This is a genomic window from Bradyrhizobium sp. SEMIA (genome assembly GCF_014844175.1).
GTDB lineage: Bacteria > Pseudomonadota > Alphaproteobacteria > Rhizobiales > Xanthobacteraceae > Bradyrhizobium > Bradyrhizobium arachidis.
Genome location: NZ_CP046601.1, coordinates 6,301,763 through 6,314,540 on the forward strand (window position 1 = coordinate 6,301,763; position 12,778 = coordinate 6,314,540).

The 12,778-nt window shown below is 65.3% G+C and carries 13 protein-coding genes; 3 read left to right on the forward strand and 10 right to left on the reverse strand.

All coding sequences use genetic code 11. The features are described from left to right. The first annotated feature begins 139 nt into the window (after window positions 1-139). Window positions 140-1,099, forward strand: coding sequence for a helix-turn-helix transcriptional regulator (locus tag FOM02_RS30560; RefSeq protein ID WP_027562550.1), 960 nt, complete (start codon window positions 140-142; stop codon window positions 1,097-1,099). Window positions 1,100-1,216: 117 nt separating this feature from the next. Then, a complete protein-coding gene (locus FOM02_RS30565; RefSeq protein ID WP_027562551.1) occupies window positions 1,217-2,434 on the forward strand; it encodes an NAD(P)/FAD-dependent oxidoreductase in 1,218 nt (405 codons plus the stop codon). A gap of 334 nt (window positions 2,435-2,768) precedes the next feature. Here the strand turns inward: FOM02_RS30565 and FOM02_RS30570 are convergent, their stop codons facing one another. The 8 genes from FOM02_RS30570 to FOM02_RS30605 all read right to left on the reverse strand — a co-directional run bounded on the left by FOM02_RS30570 (window position 2,769) and on the right by FOM02_RS30605 (window position 10,229). Continuing rightward, window positions 2,769-2,969 carry a hypothetical protein gene (locus FOM02_RS30570; RefSeq protein WP_027562552.1) on the reverse strand — a complete coding sequence of 67 codons (201 nt, stop codon included), beginning with the start codon at window positions 2,967-2,969 and terminating at the stop codon, window positions 2,769-2,771. A gap of 294 nt (window positions 2,970-3,263) precedes the next feature. Next, the gene (gene flhA, locus FOM02_RS30575; protein ID WP_027562553.1) at window positions 3,264-5,405 is read right to left on the reverse strand and encodes a flagellar biosynthesis protein FlhA; all 2,142 of its coding nucleotides are present in this window, start codon (window positions 5,403-5,405) and stop codon (window positions 3,264-3,266) included. A 347-nt stretch (window positions 5,406-5,752) separates the two neighbouring features. Further along, window positions 5,753-6,067 carry a copper-binding protein gene (locus FOM02_RS30580; RefSeq protein WP_027562554.1) on the reverse strand — a complete coding sequence of 105 codons (315 nt, stop codon included), beginning with the start codon at window positions 6,065-6,067 and terminating at the stop codon, window positions 5,753-5,755. A 17-nt stretch (window positions 6,068-6,084) separates the two neighbouring features. After that, window positions 6,085-6,537 carry a cupredoxin domain-containing protein gene (locus FOM02_RS30585; RefSeq protein WP_027562555.1) on the reverse strand — a complete coding sequence of 151 codons (453 nt, stop codon included), beginning with the start codon at window positions 6,535-6,537 and terminating at the stop codon, window positions 6,085-6,087. 32 nt (window positions 6,538-6,569) lie between these two features. Then, on the reverse strand, window positions 6,570-7,901 hold the full coding sequence (locus FOM02_RS30590) for a copper oxidase (RefSeq protein WP_027562556.1): 1,332 nt from the start codon (window positions 7,899-7,901) through the stop codon (window positions 6,570-6,572). A 13-nt stretch (window positions 7,902-7,914) separates the two neighbouring features. Further along, window positions 7,915-9,339 (reverse strand): TolC family protein, encoded by a 1,425-nt coding sequence (locus FOM02_RS30595; protein ID WP_027562557.1) that lies wholly within the window; start codon window positions 9,337-9,339, stop codon window positions 7,915-7,917. 9 nt (window positions 9,340-9,348) lie between these two features. Then, entirely contained in the window at window positions 9,349-9,633 is a 285-nt protein-coding gene (locus FOM02_RS30600; protein ID WP_265440434.1) for a hypothetical protein, read from the reverse strand. A gap of 77 nt (window positions 9,634-9,710) precedes the next feature. Continuing rightward, a complete protein-coding gene (locus tag FOM02_RS30605) occupies window positions 9,711-10,229 on the reverse strand; it encodes a hypothetical protein (RefSeq protein WP_231164126.1) in 519 nt (172 codons plus the stop codon). Window positions 10,230-10,304: 75 nt separating this feature from the next. Here FOM02_RS30605 and FOM02_RS30610 point away from each other — a divergent pair, with 75 nt between their 5' ends. Continuing rightward, window positions 10,305-11,570, forward strand: a complete 1,266-nt coding sequence (locus FOM02_RS30610; protein WP_027562560.1) for an MFS transporter — start codon at window positions 10,305-10,307, stop codon at window positions 11,568-11,570. On the opposite strand, the gene FOM02_RS30615 is transcribed toward FOM02_RS30610, so the two are convergent. Further along, on the reverse strand, window positions 11,567-11,977 hold the full coding sequence (locus tag FOM02_RS30615; protein ID WP_027562561.1) for a DUF4864 domain-containing protein: 411 nt from the start codon (window positions 11,975-11,977) through the stop codon (window positions 11,567-11,569). The two genes, FOM02_RS30610 and FOM02_RS30615, sit on opposite strands and share 4 nt — an antisense overlap. A 66-nt stretch (window positions 11,978-12,043) precedes the next feature. Continuing rightward, window positions 12,044-12,682, reverse strand: a complete 639-nt coding sequence (locus FOM02_RS30620) for a TetR/AcrR family transcriptional regulator (RefSeq protein ID WP_027562562.1) — start codon at window positions 12,680-12,682, stop codon at window positions 12,044-12,046. Window positions 12,683-12,778: the final 96 nt, after the last annotated feature.

Sequence of the window (12,778 nt, forward strand, 5' to 3'; positions counted from 1 at the left end):
GTCCATCCCGCCGTCGCATTCCGACAAATCTCGCCAAATCCGGCCCCGATTTGAACCTCCCCGCAATTCTGGGCGTCAAATGCCCGGAATTTGCAGTCGGCGTCGCCGATCATGATGCCGGAGAGGGGCAGGAAATCAGATGGATGCAGCAAGGACGCCGGGCATCTTCGTCCACCAATATTCAGGACTGCCGCACGGTCCGGCCTTCGAGCATTGGCGCGAGCGGGCCTTCGGTCCCTGCGGCCTCGATATCGGGCCGAGCCACGGCGACAGCATCGATTGCCGGCTCCAGATCAGCGTGGTCGACAATATCGCGCTCGCCATTCCCGAAGGTGCCTCCGCGCAATACACGCGCTCGCAGAGCCATCTTGCCGACGGCAGCAACGACCTCGTGCTGATATCGGCCCATGCGGGCCTCGTCCGGGTTGGGCAGAACGGCCATACCGTCGAGCTTGCGCCGGCGCAGATGGTGCTGGTCGACATGAGCGTCACCGGCACCGTCGGCCACACCGACGAGGACCGCTTCACCACCATCCGCATGCCGCGCCGCGCGCTGCTCGACATCAATCCGCGCGCGGAGGAGAAGCTGTCGCAAGTGCTCTCCGATGGTGCGGTGGCCGAGACCATCTTCCGCTATCACGCGCTTGCCGCCCATCACGCGCCGCATCTCGACGCCGTCGGCCAGCGCCTGACCGCGCAGCACATGGTCGATCTCGTTGGCCTCTTGCTCGGCACCGATGCCGAGCATGCAAGCCTTGCCCGCGGGCGCGGACATGCCGCGGCGCGTCTCGATCTCATGCGCGCCGACGTGATGGCCGCGCTCGGCCGCAACGATCTCTGCCTGTCCGAGATCGCAACGCGCTCGGGGCTTAGCCCGCGCCAGGCGCAACGCCTGTTCGAGCAGGCCGGCACCACCTTCACCGAGTTCGTGCTGGAGCAGCGCCTGTTGCAGGCGCGCAAGCTGCTCGGCGATCCTCGCGCCAGGGCGCGCAAGATCAGCGACATCGCGCACTCCTCGGGCTTCTCCGATCTGTCCTATTTCAACCGCGCCTTCCGCAAGCGCTTTGGCGCGACGCCGTCGGAATTGCGCGAGGCCTGAGCCACGTTTTTGTGCAGCGGGCGCGGTGCTGCCGCAGTTGGTCGGCCGGGGCGAATGCGCTATATCTGCCTGTGCGGGCAGACCGTAGGAATCCTTGGGAAAGCGTAGTAGGCGGAGATGGCGCGTATCGTCGTGCTCGGCGCCGGGTTTGCAGGCCTGTGGGCGGCCATCGGTGCTGCGCGCATGCGCGAGGAGATCGATGCTGTCAGCGACATCGAGATCCGCCTCATTGACCGCAATCCCTATCACAACATCCGCGTGCGCAATTACGAGGCCGATCTTTCCGAGGTCGCCATCCCGCTGCCGCAACTGCTCGATCCGATCGGCGTCAGTCACGGCATCGGTGAGGTCGAGACCATCGATCCGGCACGGCGTGAGATTTCGCTGGTCACCGACCGCGGCGATGAGACGCTGAGATACGACCGCCTGGTGCTGGCGCTCGGCAGCGAGGTGATGCGGCCCGACATTCCGGGCCTCGCCGAGCATGCGTTCGACGTCGATACCTATGCTGCGGCGCTCAATCTCGAGGAGCATCTCGCCTCGCTCGGACACAGCGCGCCGTCGCCGGGTCGCTCGACGGTCGTGGTGGTCGGCGCCGGCTTCACCGGCATCGAGGTCGCGGCCGAGATGCCGGACCGGCTGGCGCGAGCGGGTATCACCGGCAGTCGCCGTATCATCCTGGTCGATTCCAATCCGACTGTCGGCGCCACCATCGGAGCGCATGCGCGTCCCGTCATTGAGACCGCGCTGGCCTCGCTCGAGGTCGAGACGCGGCTCGGCGTGCGTGTCGCATCGGTCGAGGCCGCCGGCATGCACCTGAGCTCGGGCGAGTTCATCCCGACGCAGACGGTGATCTGGTGCGCCGGGATGCGTGCAAGCCGTCTCGCGGCGAGCTTTCCGGACGCGCGCGACCGCCTCGGGCGCCTCCTGGTCGATCCCTTCATGCGGGTTGCGGATGTCGGCGGCGTGTTCGCGGCCGGCGATGTCGCCTCCAGCGTCGTCGATGGCTTGCATCCGACCGTGATGTCCTGCCAGTTCGCACGGCCGATGGGCCGTTTCGCCGGCCACAATATCGTGGCCGATCTTGCGGGCCGGCCGATGCTGCCGCTGCGGATCGACTGGTACGTGACCGTGCTCGATCTCGGCGGCTGGGGCGCGCTCTACACCGAGGGCTGGGACCGGGAGGTGCAGACGACAGGTGCAGCAGCGAAGGCGACCAAGAAGACCATCAACTGCAAGCGGATCTATCCGCCGCTCTCGGGCAGCAAGGACGAGCTGTTCGCAGCCGCTGCGCCGACGGTGCAGGCGCCGCCGCCGACCTACGGGGCGCGGTAGTTGGGGCTACGCCCAAGCCTCAACTCACCGTCATCGCCCGCCTTGTGCGCAATTGCGCACTGGGGCGGGCGATCCAGTATTCCAGAGACTTTGCTTGAGCCGAGAAGCCACGGCGTACTGGATTCCCCGCTTTCGCGGGGAATGACAGCCGAGTTTGTGGAGGAGCATCCGCGCTTCATTCGCAACGTAAACAGGACCCAGACATGAGAAAGCGCCCGTGGGGGGCGGGCGCTTTCTGTAGTCGACTTGGGGTTGGGGTCGTCTACATATCCACGCGGTGACTTTGGGGGGCTGGTAAAGAGCCGCGTGAATTCAAAAAACTCGTCAGATCTCCTTATCGAACGAGGGATGCGTTCGAGCTGGTGATAACGACCGGCTTGCCGGCCTTGATGACGCGGGCCGTCTGGGTCAGACCTTCATCAGAACCCGAGCGTGCCGTGATGCCGAGGCCTGCCACCGCGATCCCTGCGACGAGGGCCATGACCACAATCTTCAAGTGGGTCGAGCGATCGGCGCTGTAGATCGAGTGGTTCATGGAAGCCTCCTGCCGCCATCTACCCGAAGTAGTCGCCGGCCGTTTAAGGCAGGTTCATGCTTCCGGTGCCCAACAACGTAGTATTGGTGGGATTCGTTCCCAAGAGGCCATCACAAGAGCGTGAAAGGACGTGAAAGATCGCGATCAAAAACGACGCAGGATCGTTCGATTATATAATTATTTCAAAGATGTAATGTGCTCGCCTGACGCCTTTCCGGCCGTTGGTCGACAAGGCGCCAGGAACTCAAAAACCATTTGCCTGTGGCCGAAAAACACACGGCTTCTTAAGGCAAATCAGATGCTTCCGACCGTTTTCAACCTCGCCCTGGGGTGGATTTCAGCCTGCGACAGCACGGTCGTCTGGGCCCGGAACCGCTCGACCAGGGAACGTACGAACGGACGAATTGCCGCAGAGGTGACCAGCACCGGAGCCTCGCCTTCGCGGGCGGCGCGCTCGAACGCCTCGCGCACGGCCGTCATGAACTCCGACAGTTTCGAGGGCTGCATCGCGAGGCTGCGCTCCTCGCCCTGGCCGATGATGGATTCGGCGAACGCCTGCTCCCACTTCGCCGACAGCGCGATCAGCGGCAGATAACCGTTGTAGGAGGTGTTTTGCGCGCAGATCTGGCGCGCCAGGCGGGCGCGGACGTGCTCGACCATGGTCGCGGGATTGCGCGAGAAGGCGAGCGAGTCGGCGATGCCTTCGAGGATGGTCGAGAGGTCGCGGATGGAGATGCGCTCGGCCAGCAGCAGCTGCAGCACGCGCTGGATGCCGGACACGGTGACCTGTCCCGGCACGATGTCCTTGACCAGCTCGCTCTGCTCCTTCGGCAGCTCCTTGAGCAGCTTCTGCACCTCGCCATAGGAGAGCAGGTCCGACATGTTGGCCTTGAGCAGCTCGGTGAGATGGGTCGAGAGCACGGTCGCGGCGTCGACGACGGTGTAGCCCTTGAGCGAGGCTTCTTCCTTGAGGCTGGCGTCGACCCAGGTCGCGGGCAGGCCGAAGGTCGGCTCGGTGGTGTGGATGCCGGGCACCTGAACCTGGCTGCCGCCGGGGTCCATGACCATGAACTGGTTCGGCCAGATCTTGCCGCTGCCGGCGTCGACCTCTTTGATCTTGATGATGTAGGTGTTGGCTTCGAGCTGGACGTTGTCGAGGATGCGCACCGCCGGCATCACGAAGCCCATCTCGATCGCCAGCGAGCGGCGCAGCGCCTTGATCTGCTCGGTGAGGCGGTCGGTGCCGTCAGGCCCGTTGACGAGCGGCAAGAGGGCGTAGCCGAGCTCGATCTTGAGGTCGTCGATCTTCAGCGCAGCGGAGATCGGCTCCTCGGCCGCAGCGGTTCCCGGCGCGCCAGGCTGACCTGCCGCAGGAGCGGCCTTGGCAGCTTCCTCGGCCTTGACGGTGGTGCGCTTGTGGTTGCGGGCGTGCCAGGCCAGCGCGCCGGCGCCGGCGCCGAGCGCGAGGAAGGGGATGGTCGGGATGCCCGGCAGGGCCGCCAGCACCAGCATGACTGCCGAGGACATCGCCAGCGCCTGCGGATAACCGGAGAACTGCTTCATCAGCGCCTTGTCGGCGGCGCCGGAGACGCCGGCCTTGGACACGAGCAGGCCCGCCGCGGTCGAGACGATCAGCGCCGGCACCTGGGTGACGAGGCCGTCGCCGACGGTCAGCAGCGTGTAGCTGCGCCCGGCGTCGGCGAAGGAGAGGCCCTGCTGCGCGACGCCGATGATCATGCCGCCGACGACGTTGATGAAGACGATCAGGAGGCCGGCGATGGCATCGCCGCGGACGAATTTGGAGGCACCGTCCATGGCGCCGAAGAATCCGCTCTCGTCCTCCAGCTCCTTGCGGCGCTGCTTGGCGACCTTCTCGTCGATCAGGCCGGCGGAGAGGTCGGCGTCGATCGCCATCTGCTTGCCGGGCATGGCGTCGAGGTGGAAGCGGGCGGCGACTTCGGCGATACGGCCCGAACCCTTGGTGATGACGACGAAATTGACGATGATCAGGATGGCGAAGACGATGATGCCGATGACGAAATTGCCGCCCATCACGAAGCTGCCGAAGGCTTCGATGACGTGACCGGCGGCATCCGTGCCCTCGTGCCCATGCGACAGGATCAGGCGGGTCGAGGCCATGTTGAGCGAGAGGCGCAGCATGGTCGAGATCAGGAGGATGGTCGGGAAGGCCGAGAATTCGAGAGGCGCCTGGATGAACAGCGAGGTCATCAGGATCAGGATCGAGAGCGTGATCGAGATCGCCAGGAACAGGTCCAGCACGATCGCGGGCAGGGGGAGGATCAGCACCACCAGGATGGTGAGGATGCCGAGCGCGAGCGCGATGTCGCCGCGCTTGAGGATGCTGACGATCTCGTTGAGGGAGGGGATGCCGGGCTTGGCTGCGCCTACGCCTTGACCCGCGGTGACGTCGACCATGGTAGCTGCCTCCCCGCGCGACTGCCGGCCGCGCGCCCCAAACGTCTGCGCGGCGGCCGAGGGGCCGCCGTTCCGAAAGTGAGGCACCGCACTGGCGTCCACAGGGGATCCCCCGTTCTAACGCGGCCGACGACACTCGACTTCACCCGGCAATTTTTGCCCGGTGTATGGTTAGCAAAGGGTTAACGGAGGGTGCGGCAGGAGGTCTGGGCAGGGGGGATTCGGGGGCCGGGGGTGTCATTCCAGGGCGCCCGAAGGGCGAGCCCGGAATCCATTGTGCAGCGGAGCCAGTGGATAAATGGATTCCGGGCTCGCGCTGCGCGCGCCCCGGAATGACCAAAGTGCCCCTACTTCGCCTTCTCCATCTTCGTCACGGTGTACCCGGCCGCCGCTTCCTCGGCCTCGAAGGTCACCTTGTCGCCGACCTTCACCTGCTTGAGCATCGTGGCGTCCTTGACGCGGTAGACCATGGTCATGGGCTCCTCCATGCCGAGGCTCCTGGCGGGGCCGTGCTTGAGCGTGATCTTGCCGGCGCCCTCGTCGATCTTCTTGACCTCGCCGCTGATGGCGGCGCCGGCCGCCAGGGCTCCAGAAGAAAAGACTTCAGTGGCAAGACCGACGGTCAGCGCCAGCGCTGCGGCGATGCGGATGATGCGGTTCATGGGAGTCTTCCTTCGCGTTACTTCACGGTGACGTGGCCGACCATGCCGTAGTTGCGGTGGTCGGGAATGAGGCAGGAAAATTCGAACGTGCCGGCCTTGCTGAATTTCCAGAGGATCTCGGCGGTCTTGCTCGGTGCGAGGCGCACGCCGTTGGGATCGTCGTGCTCCATGTGCGGATGCTTCTTCATCACCTCGGCATGCGCGAGATTTTCCTTGGTAGTGGCGAGCAGGAATTCATGGTCCTCCTTGCCGACATTGCGCAGCACGAAGCGGATCTGCTCGCCGCGTTTGACCTCGATCTTGGCGGGCGTGTAGTCCATCTCGTTCATCAGGATCTCGATGGTGCGCGCGGGCTTTTTGGGATTGCCGGGCTCCCCGGCCGAAAAGGACTCGTGCCCGTGCTGCTCATGGGCAAAGGCCGGCGCGATCGACAGCGCAGCCAGCGCGAGAGCGAGTTTGATCGTCTTCATCTTGTTCTCCAGTTGATGGTTCATCGAAATCTTCACATCTTCATCTTGTGCGCGGGCGCGCCGGGTTGCCTCGCCGGCTCCGTGGCTGGTGCTGCGACCTCGTAGGCGACGGTGCCTTTGGGGAATTGATAGGGGCCGGGATCGCGATAATCGTCACGCGCAAGGTCCTCGCGGATCTTCATCACCGTGAACATGCCGCCCATCTCGATCGGGCCGAACTGGCCGGTGCCTGACATCATCGGCAGCGTGTTGTCGGGCGCCGGCATCTCCATGTTGCCCATCGCCATGCCGGATTGGCCCATCACCATCGCATCCGGCGCGAGCTTGCCGACGGCCTTCGCAAGGTCCTTGCGCGACACGCCGATCAGGTTGCGCATGTCGTGGCCCATCGCATTCATGGTGTGATGCGACTTGTGGCAATGAAATGCCCAGTCGCCGGGATTGTCGGCGAGCACGTCGAACACTCTGATCGCACCGACCGGGACGTCGGTGGTCGTCTCCGGATATTGCGCGCTCTCGGGAATCCAGCCGCCGTCGGTGCAGGTCACCGCAAAGCTGTGGCCGTGCAGATGGATCGGATGGTTGGTCATGCTGAGATTGCCGATGCGCACGCGCACCTTGTCGCCGAGCCGTACCGGCAAGGGATCGATGCCGGGAAACACCCGCGCATTCCAGGTCCACATGTTGAAATCGGTCATCTCGTTGACCTGCGGCAGGTAGGTGCCGGGATCGACGCGATAGGTGCTCATCACGAACACGAAGTCGCGGTCGACGGGCCGGAAGCGTTGGTCGCGCGGGTGCACCACGACCATGCCCATCATGCCCATCGCCATCTGCACCATCTCGTCGGAATGCGGGTGGTACATGAAGGTGCCGCTCTTCTTCATCTCGAACTCGTAGACGAAGGTCTTCCCCGGCTGGATGTGCGGCTGGGTCAGGCCGCCGACACCGTCCATGCCGCTCGGGATGATCATGCCGTGCCAGTGCACACTGGTGTATTCGGGCAGGCGGTTGGTGACGAAGATGCGGACCTTGTCGCCTTCGACCGCCTCGATGGTCGGGCCCGGCGACTGGCCGTTATAGCCCCACAGATTCACCTTCATGCCTTCGGCGAATTCGCGCACCACGGGCTCGGCGACGAGATGGAATTCCTTCCAGTCGCCGTTCATGCGGAACGGCAGCGACCAACCGTTCAGCGTGACCACGGGGCGATAATCTGGCCCGCTGATGGGGTGCAGCGGCGGCTGCATCACCACCTTGTCCATGTGCGGGGCTTCCGGAATCGAGGCCGCCTGCACGCGGCCGCTGACGACGGATGCGCTGGCGAGCGCGGCCGTGCCCAAAAATCCTCGGCGGGAAAACATGCTGGTCTCCATCTCAGTGGCCGCCATCGGCAGGCGCTGCCGCGGCGAAGGTGGTTGAAGTCTCGCCGCCGGATGCGGGCACGCCGCCGCCATTGACGGCGGTCTGCAGCTCGGACTGGGCGAGGAAGAATCTCTGCCTGGCGTCGATCGCGCCGCGCAGCGAGGCCAGGCGCTGCCGCGCCTCGGTCAGCAGCGCGAAGATGTCGACCTGCATGCTGGAGAAGCGCAGCTGCATCTCCTCGGTGATGATCTTTCGCAACGGGAGGATCTCGCGCTGGTAGTGGCTGGCGATGTCGTAGCTGGAGCGATAGACGCGATAAGCGTCGCGCGCTTCCGAGCGGACGTTCACGGCGCGCTCGGTCAGGCGGTTGAAGGCGAAATTGTAGGTCTCTGCCGCCTGCCGCACGCGCACCTCGCCGCCGTCGAAGATCGGGATCTGGAACTGCACATCGAAGCCGCGCTCGCGGAACGGCGGCCCTTCCGGATCCTGGGTGCGGCGGGAGATGCCGGCGAGATCGAGCAGCGTGACGAAGCGGGTTGCCTCAGTGAGGTTCAGCGATTTCGCCAGCGCCGCCAGCTCCAGCCGCGCGATCTGCAAGTCGATGCGATGGGACACCGCATCGGCTTCGATCGAGGGCAGCGCTTGTGGCCGGCGCGGCAGCGGCGGCAACTGATTGGGCAGGCGGAAATCGAGGCCGCCGTCCCACAGCCCCATCAGCCGCGCCAGCCTTTCGCGTGCGCTCGTCGCTGCCTGCCGCGCGGTGGCGAGGTCGGCCGTCGTCTCGGCGTAAAACACCTGCTCGCGGGCCTGGTCGAGCTTGTTGAGCGAGCCGGTCTCGCCGAGTTTCACGGCAAGCTGCGCGGTCGATTCCGCCGTCGCCTTCGCGTCGGTGAGCAGCACCACCATCTCGTTGCCGGCGACTGCGCCGATGTAAGCGCGGCGCACGTCAGCGGCGAGCCGCAGCGTCGCCAGCGCCGCGCGCAGTTGCGCCTGACGAAAACGTTCGCGGGCGATGTCGGAGCGGAACGGCAGGGTGGCGAGCGCGAGGATGTCGCCGACCACCTGGCGCTCGATCTCGCTGGCGCCATTGCCCGAGATGCGCGAGACCGAGAACACGGGATTGGGCGGCAAACTCTGCTCGACTAGGTCGGTCTCGGCCAGCGCCAGCTCGTTATAGGCGGCTTGCAGCCCCTTGTTGTTGAGCAGCGCGATCTGAACGGCCGCGTCTGCGCTGAGCGTCCGCGACAGCAGCTGGCGAACGCGCGCGTCGACCGCACCGGCTCCCTCCGCCGTGCGCACGAAGGCGACGTCCTTGTTGATGGTCTGGCTCGTCAGCTCCGAGACCGTGCTCATGCCGCTGTCGGGCGAGAACGCGGCGCAGCCGGAGAGACCGAAGGCGGCAACAGCGAGCAGGCTTCGCGCAAAATGGTGTGCCATGGCGCGCTCCTACCGGTCTTGCTTCGGCTGTGGCGCGGCGCGGTCGTTGTGCTCGTGCCATGGGGCCGGCGCCGCCGGCCGCAGGCTGGTGTAGGGCGCGATCGTCGACCGATAGCCGGCGCGCGCGACCTTTGCCGCGGGATCGGCGGGATCCGCGCTCGCAATTTGCGTCGTTGCCGGTACGCAGCCGGACAGCGTCAATGCAGCCAAGGCCAGCAATGGCCAATTGAATAGAAAGTGTCCTCCACGCGCCGCGGATGCGGCGGCGGATCTCGCCCCGGAAAGCGTAAGCATGAATTATTCCTGATCTGTCTGGAGACCACAGGTCCGCGCGCGCGGATGCGCGCGGCCTGACGTCGTCGCGTGTCAGATCAGGCGATGGGAGGGCGGTAGTGCCGGGGCGGCGCTGCGCTGTGCAGGCTGGCCACGATCTCGGGCGCGCAGGCGGAGACGGGCTGAAGCGGCTTTGCGACGTCGGGCAGATCGGCCGGCAGCGCGCTCACGCACATCATCGCGCAGCACGGGCCAGCCTTGCCCTTGCCGTCATGATGATGCGACGCGGGTGCGTCCTGTGCGGCGGTCTGGTGATGCGCGTGCGGTCCTGCGTGATCATGCGACACGTCGCCGTGCGCATGATTCGCGGCCATCTGGTGATGTGCCGGAACGAGGTCGGCAAGACGCGCGTCGTCGAGGCATGGCGCTGGACCACTGCCCCAGGCAAGGGCGGCTGCCGGCGCGAGCACGCAGAACAGATAGGCGAGGGCAATGAGGCGCCCCACCCTGATCCGCATCGATCGTGTCAATTGCAACAACATTCCGCCGACATGCTCTTCGCGCGGCAATGTTGCACACGCATGTTGCAAACTAATGGCAAAGCGCGATTTCGCCAAGCTCCTTCTTACCGCAGTGCACCGCGCATGCCCATTATCGCGGCACGATGCTTGACCGCGAGGCGTTCAGCGAACATGGTCCGCGCCGTGCACGCGCCAAATCATCCAGAACAAAGACCGCCTTCTTTCACTCCCGATTCCCGTCAGGCCTGGGTACGACTGCTGCTCGCGCTCGTGATCGGCTCGATCGGGGGCGTCGGCATGTGGGCGATCGTGGTGATGATTCCCGCAGTGCAGGCCGAGTTCGCCGCCACGCGCGGCGCGGTGTCGCTGGCCTTTACCGTGATGATGTTCGGTTTCGGGCTCGGCGGCGTGATCGCGGGCAAGATCACCGACAGGTTCGGTATCGTCCCGGCGATGGCGATCAGCATCGCCTTCCTCGGCGTCGCCAACACGCTCGCGGGGCTCTCGACCCAGCTCTGGCAGTTCGTCGCGGCCTATTTCCTGATCGGGCTCGGCACGTCCGCGACCTTCGCACCGCTGATGGCGGAGGCCTCGCACTGGTTCGAGCGCTATCGCGGCCTGGCCGTGACCATCGTCGCCAGCGGCAATTATGTCGCCGGCACGATGTGGCCGCCGCTCGTGAACTGGGGCATGCAGACGATCGGCTGGCGCACCACCCATATCGGCATCGGGCTCGTCTGCGTGGGCCTGATGACCATCCTGGTTCTGGTCCTGCGCGCGCAGATGGGCAATGACACGGTCCATGACCACGCCAAGGCACCTCCGCCGCGGGTCGACCTCAAGCTCTCGACCAACACGCTGACCGTGCTGCTCTCGATTGCCAGCATCTCCTGCTGCGTCGCCATGGCGATGCCGCAGGTCCATATCGTCGCCTATTGCGGCGACCTCGGCTATGGCGTGGCGCGTGGTGCCGAGATGCTGTCGCTGATGATGGCCTGCGGCATCGTCAGCCGCATCGGATCCGGCTATCTCGCCGACAAGATCGGCGGCATCCGCACGCTGCTGGTGGGGTCGCTGGCGCAAGGCTTTGCGCTGGTGTTCTACCTGTTCTTCGACAGCCTCGCCTCCCTCTACATCATCTCGGCGATGTTCGGCCTGTTCCAGGGCGGCATCGTGCCGAGCTACGCCATCATCGTGCGCGAGGCGATGCCGGCGAGCGAAGCCGCAACCCGTGTCGGCATCGTGATCTTCGCCTCGGTGTTCGGCATGTCCTTTGGCGGCTGGGTGTCGGGCGTCATCTTCGATGCCACCGGATCCTACGGCGCGGCCTTCGCCAACGGCGTCGCCTGGAACGCGCTCAATATCGGCATCGTCGTGCTGCTGCTGATCCGCTCGCGGATGAGCGCGACGAAGGCCGATCCGGGCTTCGCGACCTAAGCTTCCTGTCCAACCTTCAGCAGCGAACAGCCTGTGATCTTGTAGCTGCCGTCGGCCTGCTGCTCGAGCGTGTAGAGCGCCTCCCAGGCCTCGCCATTGGCATCGACGATATGGACGTGCTGGGCGATCCAGTTGCCCTCGCTCTTGCTCTCGCCGAACTCAAAGCTCTTGTGCCGGTAGACCGGTGCGTAGCCGTTCTGCACCATCGACATGAAGATGTCGGGTGCCGGAAAAATCTCCTTGATCGCCGGCGCGGCGTGGGAATAGGCCGCGGCCGCATCGTCGCGCGCAAAGGCCTGCTCCTGGGCGCGGATGACGCCCTGCGCCGTCGAGACGACATCGCCGGCCAGCGCTGGGACGGCGTGAAGAGCAAAAGTGAGAGCGACCAGCAAGGCGGCGATGCGCATGACAGGCTCCGCGTTGAAATCCCGGCGGTGCCGATCCTAGCACGACCTCCAGGAAATACGGGCGTGCTATCGCTTCCGTTTCACTGCGGGCTTCGCGGGCTTGGCCGTGCGCGCCCTGGCCTTGGCGGCCGTCTGCACCCGCAGCCCGTCGACGAACACGTCGAGCATCCGCAGTACCGACGATTGCCAGCCCGGCTGGTCGTGCATGTAGCACATGCCGAAGAACGCGCGCAGCAAATCCTCGGGACTGATATCAGCGCGCATCTCGCCGGCAGCGACTGCGCGGTCGAGCAGCGAGCCGATGGCCTTCGTCAGCCGATCGAACGAGAAGGCGTGCAGCTCGGAACCGCTTTGGACCGCAAGCGCCAAGGCTGCCACCATGCCCTTCTTGGTGGCGACGAATTCGACACCTGAGCGCAGCCAGCGCCTGAGCGCATCGACCGGATCCTTGGCATTCTTCAACTGCTCGGCAAGCTCGCTGAGCTGCTCGACCTCGCGCCGGTACACCGCCTCGAACAAATCCTCGCGCGTCGGGAAATGCCGGTAGAGCGTGCCGATCCCGACGCCGGCGCGCTTGGCCACGGCCTCCAGGCTCGCCTCAGGACCGCCTGCATTGAAGACGACCTTTGCAGCCTCGAGCACGCGCTCGCGATTGCGCACGGCATCGGCGCGGGGCTTGCGGGTGTGGTCGGTATGGTCGTCCATATCAGGCAATGTAGATCACGAATTGGTTAGATTGAACCCTTAGCTGGCCGCATCGCGTTGTATGCGCATGGGCTTTTGACGATTTCCAAATATTTT

Coding starts and splice junctions, on each gene's coding strand:
- FOM02_RS30560 (WP_027562550.1), top strand. CDS start 140: ATGGATGCAGCAAGGACGCCGGGCATCTTCGTCCACCAATATTCAGGA.
- FOM02_RS30565 (WP_027562551.1), top strand. CDS start 1,217: ATGGCGCGTATCGTCGTGCTCGGCGCCGGGTTTGCAGGCCTGTGGGCG.
- FOM02_RS30570 (WP_027562552.1), bottom strand. CDS start 2,969: ATGAACCACTCGATCTACAGCGCCGATCGCTCGACCCACTTGAAGATT.
- flhA (WP_027562553.1), bottom strand. CDS start 5,405: ATGGTCGACGTCACCGCGGGTCAAGGCGTAGGCGCAGCCAAGCCCGGC.
- FOM02_RS30580 (WP_027562554.1), bottom strand. CDS start 6,067: ATGAACCGCATCATCCGCATCGCCGCAGCGCTGGCGCTGACCGTCGGT.
- FOM02_RS30585 (WP_027562555.1), bottom strand. CDS start 6,537: ATGAAGACGATCAAACTCGCTCTCGCGCTGGCTGCGCTGTCGATCGCG.
- FOM02_RS30590 (WP_027562556.1), bottom strand. CDS start 7,901: ATGTTTTCCCGCCGAGGATTTTTGGGCACGGCCGCGCTCGCCAGCGCA.
- FOM02_RS30595 (WP_027562557.1), bottom strand. CDS start 9,339: ATGGCACACCATTTTGCGCGAAGCCTGCTCGCTGTTGCCGCCTTCGGT.
- FOM02_RS30600 (WP_265440434.1), bottom strand. CDS start 9,633: ATGCTTACGCTTTCCGGGGCGAGATCCGCCGCCGCATCCGCGGCGCGT.
- FOM02_RS30610 (WP_027562560.1), top strand. CDS start 10,305: ATGGTCCGCGCCGTGCACGCGCCAAATCATCCAGAACAAAGACCGCCT.
- FOM02_RS30615 (WP_027562561.1), bottom strand. CDS start 11,977: ATGCGCATCGCCGCCTTGCTGGTCGCTCTCACTTTTGCTCTTCACGCC.
- FOM02_RS30620 (WP_027562562.1), bottom strand. CDS start 12,682: ATGGACGACCATACCGACCACACCCGCAAGCCCCGCGCCGATGCCGTG.